Source organism: Chloracidobacterium sp. D, from assembly GCF_018304685.1.
In the GTDB taxonomy this organism is placed as follows: Bacteria; Acidobacteriota; Blastocatellia; order Chloracidobacteriales; family Chloracidobacteriaceae; genus Chloracidobacterium; species Chloracidobacterium thermophilum.
Genome location: NZ_CP072634.1, coordinates 264,698 through 279,690, shown reverse-complemented (window position 1 = coordinate 279,690; position 14,993 = coordinate 264,698). Strand labels below are relative to the sequence as shown.

Here is a 14,993-nt window from a genome sequence, read left to right as displayed (position 1 = left end):
CACTTGGTTACTTGCGGCCGTATTGGCGGCATCACGGCAGGACAAAAGGTGAATACCACCTTACGACAGCAACCTCCGGGCAACGACATTCAGGTTACTGTTTCAGAATACCGGATAGGTTTCAGGATTCAGCAAAGTTGGGCTTTTCGACGCCCAGAAAATCCAGCTCAACCGGCGTCGCCCGCCCAAAAATCGTCACCATGACCTTCAACGTACTGCGCTCCACATTGACCTCTTCCACCACTCCGGTAAAGCCCGTGAAAGGACCGCTGATGATGCGTACGGTCTCTCCGGGGGAGAACACAATTTTGGGCTTCGGATGGTCCGTGGTCTCGGTGACATGGTTGATGATTTGGTTGACCTCTTCTTCGGTAAGGGCTGTTGGCTTCTGGCCACCAATGAAGTTGGTCACTTTGGGGGTATTTTTGATGGTGTGCCAGACACGCTCCGACATTTCACCAGTTTCATCGTCCGTTTCAATCTGCACGAGAACGTAGCCCGGAAAAATCATCCGTGAGGTCTCGACACGCTTGTTGCCACGCATTTCGACGACGGTTTCCGAAGGAATAAGCACCTCCGTCACCTCGTTTTCCATGCCATACGCCTTGAGGCGGCTCTGCAAGCTCTCGCGTACCTTTTTCTCGTGCCCTGAATAGGTATGAATGATGTACCAGCGCTTTGCCATAGACTGTCTCGGTCGGCGCGCGTTTACGCCCCTCCCAACCACTTGAGGATCGTTTCCAGAAGGCGTGTCACTACAACATCCACGCCCCACAGAAAGAAACCAAAGAAAGTCGTGATGCCAATAACTACGAGGGTCGTATCATAGACCTCTTCGCGGGTTGGCCAAACTACATTCCTGAGTTCATTGCGTGTGTCACGGAGAAACTGGATACTCGACGACCACCAGCCGGTCAGTTTTGAAACTGGTACGGACGGCTTGCTCTCCGGCGCGGTTACTGTCTCGGAAGCTCGTTCCATGAAATACCCCAAACACCTTCTAAACTCGGCACGGAGACCTACGTGGTGTGATATGGGATGGATTGGCAGGGGTAACAGGAGTCGAACCCGTACTTTCGGTTTTGGAGACCGACGTGCTGACCATTGACACCATACCCCTGCAAAGCCGGCTCATTCGAGGATTTCCGAAATCGTACCTGCGCCGACCGTCCGTCCCCCCTCCCGAATCGCAAACCGCAGCCCCTTCTCCATCGCTATCGGTGTAATCAACTCCACCGTCAACGCCACATTGTCCCCAGGCATCACCATCTCCACCCCCTCCGGCAACTCCGTCACCCCCGTCACGTCCGTCGTCCGAAAGTAAAACTGCGGCCGATACCCCTTGAAAAACGGCGTGTGCCGCCCACCCTCCTCCTTCGTCAACACGTACACCTCCGCCCGAAACTTCGTGTGCGGCGTAATCGTCCCAGGCTTCGCTATCACCTGCCCCCGCTCTATCTCCCGCCGCTCCACACCCCGCAGCAGCAACCCCACATTGTCCCCAGCCTGCCCCTGATCCAGCAGCTTCCGAAACATCTCCACCCCAGTCACCACCGTCTTCCGCGTCGGCCGTATCCCAACCACTTCCACCTCGTCCGACACCTTCACCACACCACGCTCCACACGCCCCGTCGCCACCGTCCCGCGCCCCGATATCGAAAACACATCCTCCACGGGCATCAAAAACGGCTTGTCAATGTCCCGCACCGGCGTCGGTATGTAGTTGTCCACCGCCGCCATCAACTCCTCTATCTTCGCCTCCCACGACGCCTCCCCGTTCAACGCCCCAAGCGCGCTCCCCCGAATGACCGGTATCTCGTCCCCCGGAAAGTCGTACTTCGACAGCAGCTCCCGCACCTCCAACTCCACCAAATCCAGCAACTCCGCGTCGTCCACCATGTCGCACTTGTTCATAAACACCACCATCGCCGGCACCCCAACCTGCCGCGCCAGCAAGATGTGCTCCCGCGTCTGTGGCATCGGCCCGTCCGTCGCCGCCACCACCAATATCGCCCCGTCCATCTGCGCCGCACCCGTAATCATGTTCTTGATGTAGTCCGCGTGCCCAGGACAATCCACGTGCGCATAGTGCCGCGTCGCCGTCTCGTACTCCACGTGCGCCGTGTTGATCGTAATCCCACGCGCCTTCTCCTCCGGCGCCGCATCAATCTGATCGTAGGTCTTCTTCTGTACCTTCGGATTCTTCTTCGCCAACACCGACGTAATCGCCGCCGTCAACGTCGTCTTCCCGTGATCCACATGCCCAATCGTCCCAATGTTGACGTGCGTCTTACTCCGGTCAAACTTCTCCTTTGACATGTCAAAACCTCGATAAATGCCCGCGTAAGTTACCGCGAAAAATACGGCGTCGCTCACCTGCCAGGGGTGGACGGCGCACAAAATTACAAGAGCCCATAACCGGACTTGAACCGGTGACCTCTTCCTTACCAAGGAAGTGCTCTACCGACTGAGCTATATGGGCGTGGATGGAGCGGGAGACGAGATTCGAACTCGCGACCAACGGCTTGGAAGGCCGTGACTCTACCACTGAGTTACTCCCGCTCAAGTCCAAGCTGGTGCAGGGGACAGGATTCGAACCTGTGAACTCACTCGGAGGGCAGATTTACAGTCTGCTGCCATTGACCGCTCGGCCACCCCTGCATCGATCTTTTGTAAAGAGCCGGCGATGGGACTCGAACCCGCGACCTACTGATTACAAGTCAGTTGCTCTACCAACTGAGCTACGCCGGCAAAAACCTCCTTGGTGACACACACCATGATTGCCTAGAAAAGCCATGATAGTAGCACAACGTCCATGGATTGCAACGCCTTTCTTCTCCACCTTGCCGGGCAGACTTGGCCACAGCCATCTCCACATGTGATAATGTTTACACTTGGAAGACCTGAAGCCGTCAAGGGGAGCTGAAGCCGCAGGCACTTCAGCCACCTGACGTTCACCCCCACCACCTGTCACACCTTGGAGGCTAAGCGTATGTCCCCTCTGCGGATTGGATTGCTCAGTGCTGCGGTTCTGTTGGCGATCGTCGGGGCCTGGCTGTACATGAGCCAGGCGTCTTCGACGGAAACCCACAAGTTCTGGATTGCTGTTGCGTGCTTTGTGGCGGCTGGCGGTTCGGCCCTTGGCTTCTTCCTGACCAAACCGGAAGAGCGCGCCGAAGACATCAGCATCACAAAGTTTTAGTGTGCCAGTCAACGATGCTGATGGCTGGCCCGGAAGGTTACCGTCGGCCCATCCCTGGGATGCGGCCGGTCAGGAATGGGTTTTCATCCAACTCACGGGCCACCGTTGTTGACGGCCCGTGGCCGGGATGAATCCGGTAGTGCTCGCCCAAGGTCACGATGCGTTCTTCAATCGAGTTGATTAACGTTGGGCCGTCGCCGCCAGGCAGGTCCACCCGCCCAACCGACGAAGCAAACAGACAGTCACCTACCCACGCATCGGTTTCGTTGTACAGCATCACGTGTCCGGGTGAATGTCCGGGCACGTGACGCACCTTGACCTGCTCGCGCCCGAAGGTCAGTACGTCGCCATCTTTCAAGTACACATCCACCGGCGGCGCATCCTCCAGATCAAACCCAAACCACGACCCCTGCTCTGGCAACTGCCTGTAAAGGAAGTCATCCGCCGGATGCAGATGAATCGGCGCACCCGTCATGGCTTTGAGCGCCCCAGCGCTCCAGAAGTGATCCAGGTGGGCGTGAGAGACCACAATCCGCACCACGTCCAGCCGTTCTTTCTGAATGGCATCGGCAATGGCGTCGAACTCCTCACCGGGATCGATGACCAGCGTCTGGCGGGTCTGCTCGCAGATGAGAAAGTACGTATGCGCCTGAAATACACCCGTTGTGACACGGAAAAATCTCACCGTCGTTCCTCCTGCTCCGTCTCGATGAGGCTGTAAGCCGCCAGCAGCCAGCGGGCAAACAGTTCCACCCCGGGCTGCGTGATCATTTGGAAAGCATACCCGACAACATCCCGATAGGCCGACTGTTCTTCGGAGATGGGAATGATGGGCGGAAAGCCAGCCCGCAGGACATAAAAACTGGACAGCAGGCGCACGAGGGTGTTTGTCCGGGCGGCAAAGGGCTGGAGATCGAGCAGGCGCAGGTGAAACAGACCCGCCTGCTCGACGGGATGCAGTTCGGCAAAGGCGTCGGTGGTGAACCAGTCGAGGGTCATCTCCAAAAGCACCGGCAAGGCGGCCGGCGCGGCCGGCTGGTGGTTTTCCACCTGGGGCCGGCCCGCAGCAGTACGCCACACCTGAACGGTGTCCCCCTGTTCCCCGACGAGTTCGCGGCAGGCCGTTTCCAGATCGTCCATCGTCAGGGCATCGCGCTGGTCTCCGGGCTTGGCGGTTGCCCGCGCCAGCAGCCACCGCGCAGCCCTTTCCAGAGCAGCCAGCGTTGTCGCATCCGACGCCGTATCAAACGGCGGCACGGCATAAGCTTCCAGCCCGGCAATCCACTTCGGCAGCCACCGTGGCTGCGCCGCCAGAACGGCCGCAGCCGGGTGCGCCTGCCGGGCCGCTTCAAGTCGCTTCGCCCAGTTCGATGAAGGGCGGTAGGAATCGTGATAAATCGGCAGTTCGGCCACGCTGACTCATCTCCCTTCTGGTGTGTCTGCTGCCTGCTCCACCCACTCATACAGCGCCGGCAACAGAAGCAGGGTCAACAGCGTGGCTGTCACTAACCCGCCGATGACGACCGTGGCAAGCGGCCGTTGCACTTCTGCGCCGGCCGAAGTGGCCGTAGCCATGGGCAAAAAGCCCAGGCTTGCCACCAGCGCCGTGGTCAGTACCGGACGCACGCGCGTCAGCGCCCCCTCGCGCACGGCGGCTTCCAGCGTCAAGCCCTGCCGCCGCAGTTGCTTCATGGCCGACACCAACACCAGCCCGTTGAGCACCGCCACGCCAAACAGGGCAATAAAGCCAACGCCGGCCGAGATGGAAAACGGCATACCGCGCAGCGCCAGCGCCGCCACGCCACCTACGGCGGCAAAAGGCACGCCGGTAAAGACCAGCGCCGCCGCCCGCGCCTGCCCGAACGAGGTGTAAAGCAGTGCGTAAATCAGCAACATGGCCACCGGAACGACTACCGCCAGCCGGGCCGCGGCCCGCTGCAGGTTCTCAAACTGGCCTCCGAACACCAACCGGTAGCCGGGCGGCAGGTCCACGGACGCCTTGAGTTTGGACTGGGCCTCGGCAACGAAGCCGGCCACATCCCGCCCACGTACGTTGCACTCGACCACCATCCGGCGCCGGCCGTGTTCACGTGACACCTGGGCGGGCCCCTCGACCAGCGTCACCTCAGCCACAGCCGCCAACGGCACCCGCGCACCAGTCGGCGTCAAAAGCACCTGGGCGGCAATGTCCTCGATCCGGCGGGCGCTGGTCTCACCAAGACGCACGACCAGCGGAAAACGCCGTTCGCCTTCATAGACCGTGCCGACTTCCCGCCCGACCACAAGTGATTCCACCAGCAGGTTGACATCCTCGACACTCAGACCGTACCGCGCCAACGCCGGGCGGTTGGGCACGATCTGCACCTGCGGGATGCCGGCGATCGTTTCCAGTTTGACATCCGCCGCGCCGGGAATCCGGGTCAGCACCTGGGCAATCCGTTCCGCCCGGTCACGCAGCACCTCCAGGTCATCCCCAAAGACTTTGACGGCAACATCCGACTTGACGCCCGAAATGAGTTCCGCCACCCGCAGCTCAATGGGCTGGCTGAAGCTGAAACGCGCTTCGGGAACCTGCTGCCGCAGCGCCGCGGCCATCACCGCCACCAGTTCCTCGCGGGTTCGGGCCGTCTTCCATTCGGCGGGTGGCTTCAACCCGATGTACATGTCGCCCAACTCGATCCCCATCGGATCGGTGGCAATTTCGGCACTGCCGTTTTTCGTGACGACCTTGGTCACTTCCGGGAATTCCAGCAGCACCCGTTCGGCTTCGGTGGCCGTGCGGACGGCTTCGGCAACCGACACACTGGGCAGGCGCTGTATCTGTACTGCCAGCGCCCCTTCTTCCAGACGTGGAATGAACTCCGCCCCCAGCGACATCACCAGCGCGCCGGACAGCAGCACCAGTCCAAAAGCCACTGCCGTGGCCTGGGCGCGCTGCTGCCGCATCCACGCAAAGACGGGGCCGTAACCGCGCTTGGCCAGGCGGATGAGCCAGACTTCATGCTCCGCAACGGAGCCGCGCAGGACAAAGACCAGCATCGCCGGGATATAGGTCAACGACAGTACCGCCGCACTGGCCAGCGCGCACATGACGGTCAGCGCCATGGGCGCAAACATTTTTCCCTCGATGCCGCGCAGGGCCAGCAACGGGACATACACCAGGGCAATGATGATCTCGCCGAACATCGTGGCGCGCCGCACCTCGCTTGAGGCCGCCACCACGACCTCCTGCCGTTCCGCCGTGGTCAGCCGCCGCCCAAGCGCATGCTGGTGCTCGGCAACCCGCCGGATGCTGTTTTCCGTCAGGATGACAGCCCCATCCACGATGAGACCAAAATCAATCGCCCCCAGACTCATCAGGTTGCCCGACAGGCCCAGCATCTGCATGCCGACAGCAGCGCCCAGCATCGAGAGCGGAATCACCGTGGCGACCAGCAGCGCCGACGGCCAGTGACCCAGCAGCAGGACCAGGACACCGATGACAATCAGCGCCCCTTCGGTCAGGTTCCAGATCACCGTGCGGATGGTGCGCCCAACCAGTTCGGCCCGGTCATAAAACGGCACGATGTGCACGCCGGGCGGTAACGTCGGCGCAATTTCGGCCAGCCGTTCGGCCACGTTCTGCGTCACCGTCCGGGCGTTGGCGCCCTTGAGCATCAGCGCAATGCCGCAGACCGTTTCGCCAGCACCGTCGGCCGTTACGGCCCCCTGCCGTACAGCGGGTGGCGCACAGACAACCTCACCCAGGTCGCGCACCAGGATGGGCGTTCCACCGCGTCCGGTCGCCACGACAATCCGTGCCAGGTCTTCCACCGATTGCGCCAGTCCCACGCCACGCAACAGGAACTGTTCCTGAGCATGGACAATCGCCCCGCCGCTCACGTTGGCGTTGTTGCGGACAACGGCATCCATGACCTCCCGCAGCGTCAGACCGTACGCCTGAAGCCGGGATGGCTCAATCCGCACCTGATACTGCTTGCTCAAACCGCCGTAACTGTTGACCTCAGCGACACCCGGCGTTCCCAGCAACTGCCGCCGGACAATCCAATCCTGGATGGTCCGCAGCCCCATGGCGTCGTAACCACTGCCGGGCGCGGCGCGCAGCTCATACTGATAGACCTCCCCCAGACCGGTTGTGATGGGGCCCAGCATTGGTGCACCACTACCCGGCGGAATCTGATCGCGCGCGGCTGCCAACCGTTCAAAAACCAACTGCCGCGCCCGGTAAATGTCCATGTCATCATCAAAGACGACAGTGACGGCCGAGAGACCAAACTTCGACAGGGAGCGGATTTCCTCGACGCCGGTCAGTCCGGCCAGCGCCGTTTCAATCGGAAACGTTACCTGGCGTTCGATTTCCAGCGGTGTCAGGGCGGGCGCGGACGTCAGTATCTGAACCTGGTTGTTGGTGACATCCGGCACGGCATCAATCGGCAGCCGCCGGAACGCATCCAGCCCGGCCAGCACGAGCAGCAGGACGCCGATGAGTATGAGCAGCGGATGGGTGGCCGAAAAGCGCAGGATACGGTCAAGCATGGCTTATCCCTCCGCTTCGAGGCCGACAAGCTGGGTTTTGAGCGCCAATGCCCCTTCGACCACGACGCGCTCGCCCGGCTCCAAGCCGCGCAACACCACGACATGCTCCCCATGAGCTGCCCCAACCTCAATGTCCCGTGGGTGAAACTCGTGGGGGTCGGCTCCCGCGACAAACACCACCGTTCGGGCGCCAATGCGCTGGACGGCCGCTGCCGGAATGACAAGCTGCGCTACCGGTGACGGTGACAGCAGGGCGACTTCGACAAACATCCCCGCCCGCAGACGCTCGCCGGGATTGGGCACCTCGATGCGGACGCGCGCCGTACGGGTGTCGGCATTGATCTGCGCTTCGATAAAGGCCACCCGCCCCCGCACAGGCGTTGCCCCAAGCACTGGCGCGTGAACCGTCACCGGCTGCCCCAGGCGTACCTGCCCCAACTGGGCTTCGGGAACGGCCGCCATGACCCACACCGTCCGCAGGTCAGCGACCGTCAGCAGCGGCGTGCCAACCGGGACAAACGCCCCGACATTTGCCGTTCGTTCCGTCACCAGACCGGAGAGCGGCGCAACGAGTGTGATTTCTGCCGTCGGATGGGCCGTGTCATCGGAAGCACCGGCCGGCGCGCCAAGCGCGGCAAGCTGATCCTGGATGTGCCTGACCTCCACCGTGGCGACTTCAAGTGCGGCCCGCGCCTCCCGTAAATCACGCTCCAGACCGACCACTTTCTGAAAGTCATACTCAGCTTTGGCCGTGGCATAGGCGGTTTCGGCGTCCTGCAACTCCTGCCGCGACAGCACGCCAGCCTCGAAGAGCTGTTTCATGCGCTCAAAGGTGGCTTCCGCCTGCTTCAGACGCGCCTGCGCCTGCACAAGCGCCACCCGGCTTTCGTCGCGCTCGACCCGCTGCACGTTGCGCGCGGCAATGTCGCGGCGGGTTTCGGCGTCGTGCAACCGTACGTGCAGGTCGGCAATTTCAGGGCTGTCGAGAATCACCAGTGGCTGTCCGGCCCGCACCCGCGTCCCCTGCGTGACCAGCACCCGCTTGACCTGCCCGGACACCAGCGGCGCAATCACAACATTCGCCTGGGGATTGAGTTCGACTGTGCCGGTGACATGCCATTCCGCAGACACAGCGGCGGTCTCTGCCGGCTCAAGGCGTACGCCGTCCAGAGACTCAAGCCGCAGCGCCGGCGTGCCCGCTTTCGGCTGCGGCGTTGCCGGCAGTGTGGCCACGACGGCCGAACGGCGCGCGCCCACAAGCCACCAGCCGCCCAGCGCCAGAATTCCCAAAAGCCCCAGGGCAACCGCCCAGGGTGACCACCCGCGTCCCCACCGGGGCGGCGCGACCGGGGCCATTCCGCCGCCGGACACTTCTGTACCAACAGCCGGAGAAACCTCCGGCATGATTTCCGTCGTCATGACACAACTCCTGACCTCATCTGTTTGTGGAAAGCCAGACTGCCGGGCCCGGCTTCGGGCGCCAGCCGCCGTCAAACAGGCATTGGGTCAGGAATGTCGTGGTGGGTGGAAAATCGCGCCGGGAAACATGCGGGCGTAGAACACCGGGAGGTCGTCGCCATGGGCGCCTGCCGCCAGCGGGATACCGTGCAGCGGCGGGACGACGAAGGGGGGAGATTCAACCACCGACTGGGTGTTCCACAGGCAGGAATGTGCCACAGCGCCTTTTTCGGTCACGCTGCCGCCGAGGGCAACCGCCGTCAATTGCGGTACACCTCCGTCTTCCGGCACCAGGTCTCCCGAAGTGGGCACAGCGACAACCGCTGGCACAGCGCACCCGAAAAGTTCACCGGCCGAGTACTGCGGGCAAAGCAGGTGCACCACACACAGGTCAAACAGCAGCCAGAGCAGGAAAAAACTCCCGAAGCCCTGCTGCCAACCTGTTTTGTGCTGACCGGAATGCTGCACACGCATGGGGTTGTTTCTCCGGCATCACTGTAGTACGCGCCCAAAGGCAGAAGCAATAGGGGCGGAAGCAAGCCGGCACCCATCAGCGGACAGCGGACAACTCCGGTGGTCGCCGGAACCGGCGGGCGTTCGCCGGCAGGTTGCATGGAAAGCCATCTTCCCTGACAATCGGGACTTCCAGCCCGAACCAACCCCCACATCCCTGTCGGTCTGCTGCCTATGAAAGTCCTCAAACCGTTCCGTGAACTCCTTGCCGCCGACGGTATCCACGTTTTCGACGGCGCGATGGGAACCCTGCTGTACGCCAAAGGTGTCTATGTCAACCGGTGCTACGACGAGATTTCGCTTTCCAATCCGGCGCTTGTCCAGGAAGTGCACCGCGAATACGTCAAGGCCGGCGCTGAAATTGTCCAGACCAATACCTTTGGCGCGAATCGTCCGAAGCTCGAAATGCACGGGTTTCAGGATCGCGTGCAGGAGATCAACTATAAGGCGGCCAAGCTGGCCCGCGAGGCCGTTGGCCCGCAGGTGTATGTGGCCGGTTCCATCGGGCCGCTGGGCATCCGCATCGAGCCATGGGGGCCGACCTCGTTTGACGAAGCCAAAGCCTTTTTCCGCGAGCAGGCCGAGGCGCTGATTGACGGCGGCGTGGACCTCATCGTGCTCGAAACCTTCACTGACCTGACAGAGATTCGGCAGGCGCTGGCCGCCGTCCGGGAACTGTCCGCGGACATGGTGGTTGTCGCCCAGATGACCGTGGGGGAAGACGGTGCCACCGGCTACGGGACAGCCCCGGAAATCTTCACCAAACGGCTCGACGAGTGGGGTGCGGATGTCATTGGTCTCAACTGTAGCGTAGGGCCCAAGCCCATGCTGGAAGCCATTGAGCGGATGGCGGCCGTTACGGAAAAACCTCTGTCCGCGCAGCCCAACGCCGGCCTGCCGCAAGACCTGCAGGGACGCAAAATCTATCTCTGCTCGCCGGAATACATGGCGAAATACGCCCGCCGACTTATTCAATCCGGCGTACGGTTCATCGGCGGCTGCTGTGGCACAACCCCGGAGCACATCAAGACCCTCAAGGCGGCCGTGCGGGCGCTGTCGCCGGCCAAGCGGATCGAGCCGGTGATACAGGTTCTGGAGACAAAGTGCCCGGATGTGCGCATCACGCCGCCGGAGGAAAAATCCCAGTTCGCGCGCAAGATCGTGCAGGGCGAGTTTGTCACCAGCGTGGAGATTGTCCCCCCACGTGGTTGCGACCCGACCAAAATGCTGGAAGGCGTGCGTCTGCTCAAAGCGGCTGGCGTGGATGCCGTCAACGTTCCCGACGGCCCACGGGCGCAGTCGCGGATGGGTGCCATTGCAACCTCGCTCATCATCGAGCAGCAGGTCGGCATCGAGACGGTCACGCACTACTGCTGCCGGGACCGGAATCTGCTGGGGATGACCTCCGACCTGCTGGGGGCAGCGGCCCTCGGCTTGCGGAACATCCTCCTCATCACGGGCGATCCGCCGAAGATGGGGCCGTACCCGGACGCCACAGCCGTCTTCGACATTGACTCCATCGGTCTGACCAACATGGTCACGCGACTCAATCTGGGCCTTGATCTGGGCGGCAATGCCATCGGGCAGCCGACCTCGTATTTCATCGGCGTCGGTGTCAATCCCTGCGCCGTTGACCTGGACTACGAAATCCGGCGGTTTGAGTACAAGGTCGAGGCCGGCGCGGAGTTCGCCATCACCCAGCCCATCTTTGACATCGGCATGTTCCGCGCCTTTCTCAAGCGCATCGAACACTGCCGCATTCCCATCATAGCCGGGATTTGGCCCCTGACGAGCTACCGCAATGCGGAATTTCTGAGCAATGAAGTCCCCGGCGTCGTCGTGGCGCCGGAGATTCTCGAACGCATGCGCCGGGCTAACGCCTCGCCGGAAGCCGGACAGCAGGAAGGGCTGGCCATTGCCCGTGAAATGTTGTCTGAAGTGCGCGATCTCGTACAGGGCGTACAGGTGAGCGCACCGTTCGGGCGCGTCGCCTACGCACTGGAAGTCTTTGAAGTGCTTCGGGAAACCGTTGGATAAACCATGCCGAAACCTCTGTTCCTGCTTCAGTCAGCCCGGATGTCGCCGGCACATCGGGTCAGATGGCTGCTGGTTGCCGGCGTTCTGTTACTGTGGGGCGGTCTGGGCGCTTTCGGCCCGGCCCGACAGGCGGCGGCCAACGCCTCGCTGAACATCCGGGTACTGTTTCCCAAGACGCGCTTCAGCGCCCCAAGCGACGGGCGGCTGCTGTTGCTCATCTCGAAAGACCCCAGCGCCGAACCCCGCTTTCAAATCAGCGAAGACCTCGACACGCAGCAGGTTTTCGGCATGGATGTCAACGGCGTCCAGCCCGGACAGGTGGTGACCTTCGACCCCCAGGCTGACGGTTATCCGGTGCTCCGCCTGGCCGACCTCCCGCCCGGCGACTACTTCGTGCAGGTGCTGTTCCACCGCTACGAGACGTTCCGACGCAGCGATGGGCACGTCGTCAAACTGCCGATGGACCGGGGCGAAGGGCAGCAGTGGAACCGCGCGCCGGGCAACACCTACAGCACGCCACGGCAAATCACGCTCAACCCGCAGCGCGGCGGCACGGTGGAACTGTCCCTCGATCAGGAAATCCCGCCCATTCCGCCCCCGCCGGACACGAAGTACATCAAACACTTCAAAATCCGCAGTGAGTTGCTGTCGAAGTTCTGGGGACGCCCCATGGAACTCGGCGCATGCGTCCTTCTGCCCGAAGGCTTTGATGAACATCCCGACCTGCGTTATCCGCTCTGCGTGTTCCACGGGCATTTTCCCTACACCTTCGATGGCTTTCGGGAAACACCGCCCGACCCCGACCTCAAGCCGGATTACAGCAAGCGTTTCAAACTGACGGGCTACAACCGGATTCAGCAGCAGGCGGCCTACGATTTTTACAAAACCTGGACGAGTCCCGACTTCCCACGGCTGGTCATTGTCGAAATCCAGCACGCCAACCCGTATTACGACGACTCCTACGCGGTCAACTCGGCCAACGTCGGACCCTACGGCGACGCCATCATGCGCGAGCTGATTCCCGAAATCGAACGCCGCTTCCGCTGCATCGGGCAGGGCTGGGCACGCTTCACCTATGGTGGCTCAACCGGCGGCTGGGAAGCGCTGGCCGCGCAAATCTTTTACCCGGACGATTTCAACGGCTGTTTTGCCGCCTGTCCCGACCCGATTGATTTTCGCGCCTACACCACGGTCAACATCTATGCGGACGACAACGCCTACGTTTTCGGTGGGCCGTGGAAGACCGTCCCGCGTCCGGGCAAGCGCGATTACCTCGGCCACCTTCAGGCGACCGTCCAGCAGATGAACCAACTGGAGCTGGCGCTCGGCTCCAACGGCCGCTCCGGCGGGCAGTGGGACATCTGGCAGGCGGTGTACTCACCCGTCGGGCCCGACGGCTATCCCAAGCCCATCTGGGACAAACGCACGGGCGTCATTGACAAGTCCGTAGCGGCGTACTGGCGGGAACACTACGACCTGGGCGACATCCTGCGGCGCAACTGGAAGACGCTGGGGCCCAAGCTCCAGGGGAAAATCCACATCTACTGCGGGGACATGGATAACTACTACCTCAACAATGCCGTCTATCTCGTCGAGGAGTTCCTGGCCGCCACGACCGACCCGCCTTACGGGGGCGAAATACGCTACGGCGACCGCGCCGAGCACTGCTGGAACGGCGACCCCACGCGCCCGAATGCCCTGTCGCGGCTGCGCTACAACGAGATGTACGTCCCCAAGATTATGGAGCGCCTCAAGGCTACGGCACCGCCCGGCTGGACGATGCAGCAGGGCGGCTGGGTGTTCAGGCCCAAAGCCGCCCAAAAGCCCTAGACGAACAGCCAGTGGAACAACAGAAACAGTCCGCCGGCCAGCCCAATGGCGGCCGGAAGGGTCAGCACCCAGGCCGAGGCAATCTTGATGACGGTGGCCGCCTGAAGGCCCGACCCCTTGGCCACCATCGTGCCGGCGACGCCTGACGACAACACGTGCGTCGTACTCACCGGCAACCCCAAGTAGGACGCCATCCCGATGCTGGACATCGCCACCAGCTCAGCCGAGGCTCCCTGTGCGTACGTCAGATGCTCTTTGCCGATTTTTTCGCCAATGGTGATGACGATGCGCTTCCAGCCGACCATCGTCCCAATGCCCAGCGAAAGGGCAATGGCGATTTTGACCCACAGGGGAGCATAGTCGGTGAGTGACTTGAGCAGGGCGGCATCCTGCTTGAGGGTGCCGGCTTCAGCCGCAGAAAGGGCGGCTGGCTCCGCCTTGAGGACTTTCTTCACTGTGGCGTCGAGCTTGATGATGTCCGAGCGCAGGTCTTTGCGTTGCTCACGCGGAATCTCCCCCAGCGTGGTGTGACCATCAAGCGTCCCCCGCACCCGCGCGACAGCCGACTGAAGTGCCTCGGCTTCGGCCGGGGCCAGCCGGGACGCAACGCCATCCATGCGCACAAGCGCCTGCCGGACGCCTTCCATCTGCCGGGCATCGAGTGACATGTTCAGGGCAAACGAAGCCGGGACAATCCCCGTGAGAATGAGCATCACCAGCCCGATGCCCTTCTGGCCGTCGTTGGAGCCGTGGGCGAAACTCACGCCGGTGCAGGTCAGGATGAGAATGGCGCGAATCCACAGCGGCGGCGGATTGTGCTCATCCGGCTTTTCGTACAACCGCTTGTCGGGAATCAGCCACCTTGACAGCAGGACGAGCAGGGCCGCCAGCGAAAAACCGATGAGCGGTGAGATCAGCAACGACAGCCCGGTTTCCGAGACCTTGCCCCAGTTGACCCCGTCGCCAAAGCGATGGCCGGGCAGAAGCGAATTGGCAAGACCGACGCCGACAATCGCACCAATCAGCGTGTGCGAACTGGAAGCCGGCAGCCCGAAGTACCACGTGCCCAGATTCCAGATAATGGCTCCCAGCAGCAGGGCGAGCGCCATGGCCAGCCCGGCGCTGGTGCTCTTTGAAATGAGCAGCTCGACGGGCAGCAGATAGACGATGCCCATGGCCACGGCAATCCCGCCGAAAAACACGCCGCAGAAGTTGCAAATCCCGGACCAGACCACAGCCGTCCAGGGACGCAGCGACTTCGTGTAAATCACCGTGGCTACGGCATTGGCTGTGTCGTGAAAACCGTTGACGAACTCGAAACCAAAAGCGACGGCCAGCGACACGAGGAGCAGCACGAGGGTCGTCGGCGGAAGCGCCTCGCCAAATAATGCATCCATACGAACCGGATTCCCTCAAA

The 14,993-nt window shown here is 62.1% G+C and carries 12 protein-coding genes and 5 tRNA genes; 3 read left to right on the top strand and 14 right to left on the bottom strand.

Annotated elements, in window-relative coordinates; genetic code table 11:
• Window positions 1–121: 121 nt before the first annotated feature.
• The 8 genes from nusG to J8C01_RS01140 all read right to left on the bottom strand — a co-directional run bounded on the left by nusG (window position 122) and on the right by J8C01_RS01140 (window position 2,751).
• Window positions 122–685: a transcription termination/antitermination protein NusG gene (nusG, locus tag J8C01_RS01175; RefSeq protein WP_211432112.1), complete on the bottom strand. Its 564-nt coding sequence runs from the start codon at window positions 683–685 to the stop codon at window positions 122–124.
• A 23-nt stretch (window positions 686–708) separates the two neighbouring features.
• Window positions 709–981, bottom strand: a complete 273-nt coding sequence (secE, locus tag J8C01_RS01170) for a preprotein translocase subunit SecE (protein WP_211432111.1) — start codon at window positions 979–981, stop codon at window positions 709–711.
• 63 nt (window positions 982–1,044) lie between these two features.
• Window positions 1,045–1,120, bottom strand: a tRNA-Trp gene (locus J8C01_RS01165).
• An 11-nt stretch (window positions 1,121–1,131) separates the two neighbouring features.
• Window positions 1,132–2,319, bottom strand: coding sequence for an elongation factor Tu (gene tuf, locus J8C01_RS01160; RefSeq protein WP_211432110.1), 1,188 nt, complete (start codon window positions 2,317–2,319; stop codon window positions 1,132–1,134).
• Window positions 2,320–2,409: 90 nt separating this feature from the next.
• Window positions 2,410–2,482, bottom strand: a tRNA-Thr gene (locus J8C01_RS01155).
• A gap of 5 nt (window positions 2,483–2,487) precedes the next feature.
• Window positions 2,488–2,562, bottom strand: a tRNA-Gly gene (locus J8C01_RS01150).
• 12 nt (window positions 2,563–2,574) lie between these two features.
• A tRNA-Tyr gene (locus tag J8C01_RS01145) sits at window positions 2,575–2,661 on the bottom strand.
• Window positions 2,662–2,678: 17 nt separating this feature from the next.
• A tRNA-Thr gene (locus J8C01_RS01140) sits at window positions 2,679–2,751 on the bottom strand.
• 241 nt (window positions 2,752–2,992) lie between these two features.
• Here J8C01_RS01140 and J8C01_RS01135 point away from each other — a divergent pair.
• Window positions 2,993–3,202, top strand: a complete 210-nt coding sequence (locus J8C01_RS01135) for a hypothetical protein (protein ID WP_211432109.1) — start codon at window positions 2,993–2,995, stop codon at window positions 3,200–3,202.
• A 37-nt stretch (window positions 3,203–3,239) separates the two neighbouring features.
• Here J8C01_RS01135 and J8C01_RS01130 read toward each other — a convergent pair whose 3' ends face one another.
• From J8C01_RS01130 to J8C01_RS01110, 5 genes are all read right to left on the bottom strand, one after another.
• The gene (locus J8C01_RS01130) at window positions 3,240–3,887 is read right to left on the bottom strand and encodes an MBL fold metallo-hydrolase (protein WP_014098737.1); all 648 of its coding nucleotides are present in this window, start codon (window positions 3,885–3,887) and stop codon (window positions 3,240–3,242) included.
• The gene (locus J8C01_RS01125) at window positions 3,884–4,615 is read right to left on the bottom strand and encodes a Fic family protein (RefSeq protein WP_211432108.1); all 732 of its coding nucleotides are present in this window, start codon (window positions 4,613–4,615) and stop codon (window positions 3,884–3,886) included. The genes J8C01_RS01130 and J8C01_RS01125 overlap by 4 nt, the downstream gene beginning before the upstream one ends.
• A 6-nt stretch (window positions 4,616–4,621) precedes the next feature.
• The gene (locus J8C01_RS01120; RefSeq protein ID WP_211432107.1) at window positions 4,622–7,738 is read right to left on the bottom strand and encodes an efflux RND transporter permease subunit; all 3,117 of its coding nucleotides are present in this window, start codon (window positions 7,736–7,738) and stop codon (window positions 4,622–4,624) included.
• A 3-nt stretch (window positions 7,739–7,741) separates the two neighbouring features.
• Entirely contained in the window at window positions 7,742–9,157 is a 1,416-nt protein-coding gene (locus tag J8C01_RS01115; protein ID WP_211432106.1) for an efflux RND transporter periplasmic adaptor subunit, read from the bottom strand.
• An 87-nt stretch (window positions 9,158–9,244) separates the two neighbouring features.
• Window positions 9,245–9,670: a hypothetical protein gene (locus tag J8C01_RS01110; RefSeq protein ID WP_211432105.1), complete on the bottom strand. Its 426-nt coding sequence runs from the start codon at window positions 9,668–9,670 to the stop codon at window positions 9,245–9,247.
• 213 nt (window positions 9,671–9,883) lie between these two features.
• Here J8C01_RS01110 and J8C01_RS01105 point away from each other — a divergent pair, with 213 nt between their 5' ends.
• Together J8C01_RS01105 and J8C01_RS01100 are read left to right on the top strand one after the other, a co-directional pair.
• Window positions 9,884–11,746, top strand: coding sequence for a bifunctional homocysteine S-methyltransferase/methylenetetrahydrofolate reductase (locus tag J8C01_RS01105; protein ID WP_211432104.1), 1,863 nt, complete (start codon window positions 9,884–9,886; stop codon window positions 11,744–11,746).
• Window positions 11,747–11,749: 3 nt separating this feature from the next.
• The gene (locus J8C01_RS01100; RefSeq protein ID WP_014098731.1) at window positions 11,750–13,576 is read left to right on the top strand and encodes an alpha/beta hydrolase; all 1,827 of its coding nucleotides are present in this window, start codon (window positions 11,750–11,752) and stop codon (window positions 13,574–13,576) included.
• On the opposite strand, the gene J8C01_RS01095 is transcribed toward J8C01_RS01100, so the two are convergent.
• Window positions 13,573–14,973, bottom strand: a complete 1,401-nt coding sequence (locus J8C01_RS01095) for an inorganic phosphate transporter (protein ID WP_211426199.1) — start codon at window positions 14,971–14,973, stop codon at window positions 13,573–13,575. The two genes, J8C01_RS01100 and J8C01_RS01095, sit on opposite strands and share 4 nt — an antisense overlap.
• Window positions 14,974–14,993: the final 20 nt, after the last annotated feature.

What these genes read in the sequence shown, in the direction of transcription:
- nusG (WP_211432112.1), bottom strand. Translation starts at nt 685, where the DNA reads ATGGCAAAGCGCTGGTACATCATTCATACCTATTCAGGGCACGAGAAA.
- secE (WP_211432111.1), bottom strand. Translation starts at nt 981, where the DNA reads ATGGAACGAGCTTCCGAGACAGTAACCGCGCCGGAGAGCAAGCCGTCC.
- tuf (WP_211432110.1), bottom strand. Translation starts at nt 2,319, where the DNA reads ATGTCAAAGGAGAAGTTTGACCGGAGTAAGACGCACGTCAACATTGGG.
- J8C01_RS01135 (WP_211432109.1), top strand. Translation starts at nt 2,993, where the DNA reads ATGTCCCCTCTGCGGATTGGATTGCTCAGTGCTGCGGTTCTGTTGGCG.
- J8C01_RS01120 (WP_211432107.1), bottom strand. Translation starts at nt 7,738, where the DNA reads ATGCTTGACCGTATCCTGCGCTTTTCGGCCACCCATCCGCTGCTCATA.
- J8C01_RS01115 (WP_211432106.1), bottom strand. Translation starts at nt 9,157, where the DNA reads ATGACGACGGAAATCATGCCGGAGGTTTCTCCGGCTGTTGGTACAGAA.
- J8C01_RS01110 (WP_211432105.1), bottom strand. Translation starts at nt 9,670, where the DNA reads ATGCGTGTGCAGCATTCCGGTCAGCACAAAACAGGTTGGCAGCAGGGC.
- J8C01_RS01105 (WP_211432104.1), top strand. Translation starts at nt 9,884, where the DNA reads ATGAAAGTCCTCAAACCGTTCCGTGAACTCCTTGCCGCCGACGGTATC.
- J8C01_RS01100 (WP_014098731.1), top strand. Translation starts at nt 11,750, where the DNA reads ATGCCGAAACCTCTGTTCCTGCTTCAGTCAGCCCGGATGTCGCCGGCA.
- J8C01_RS01095 (WP_211426199.1), bottom strand. Translation starts at nt 14,973, where the DNA reads ATGGATGCATTATTTGGCGAGGCGCTTCCGCCGACGACCCTCGTGCTG.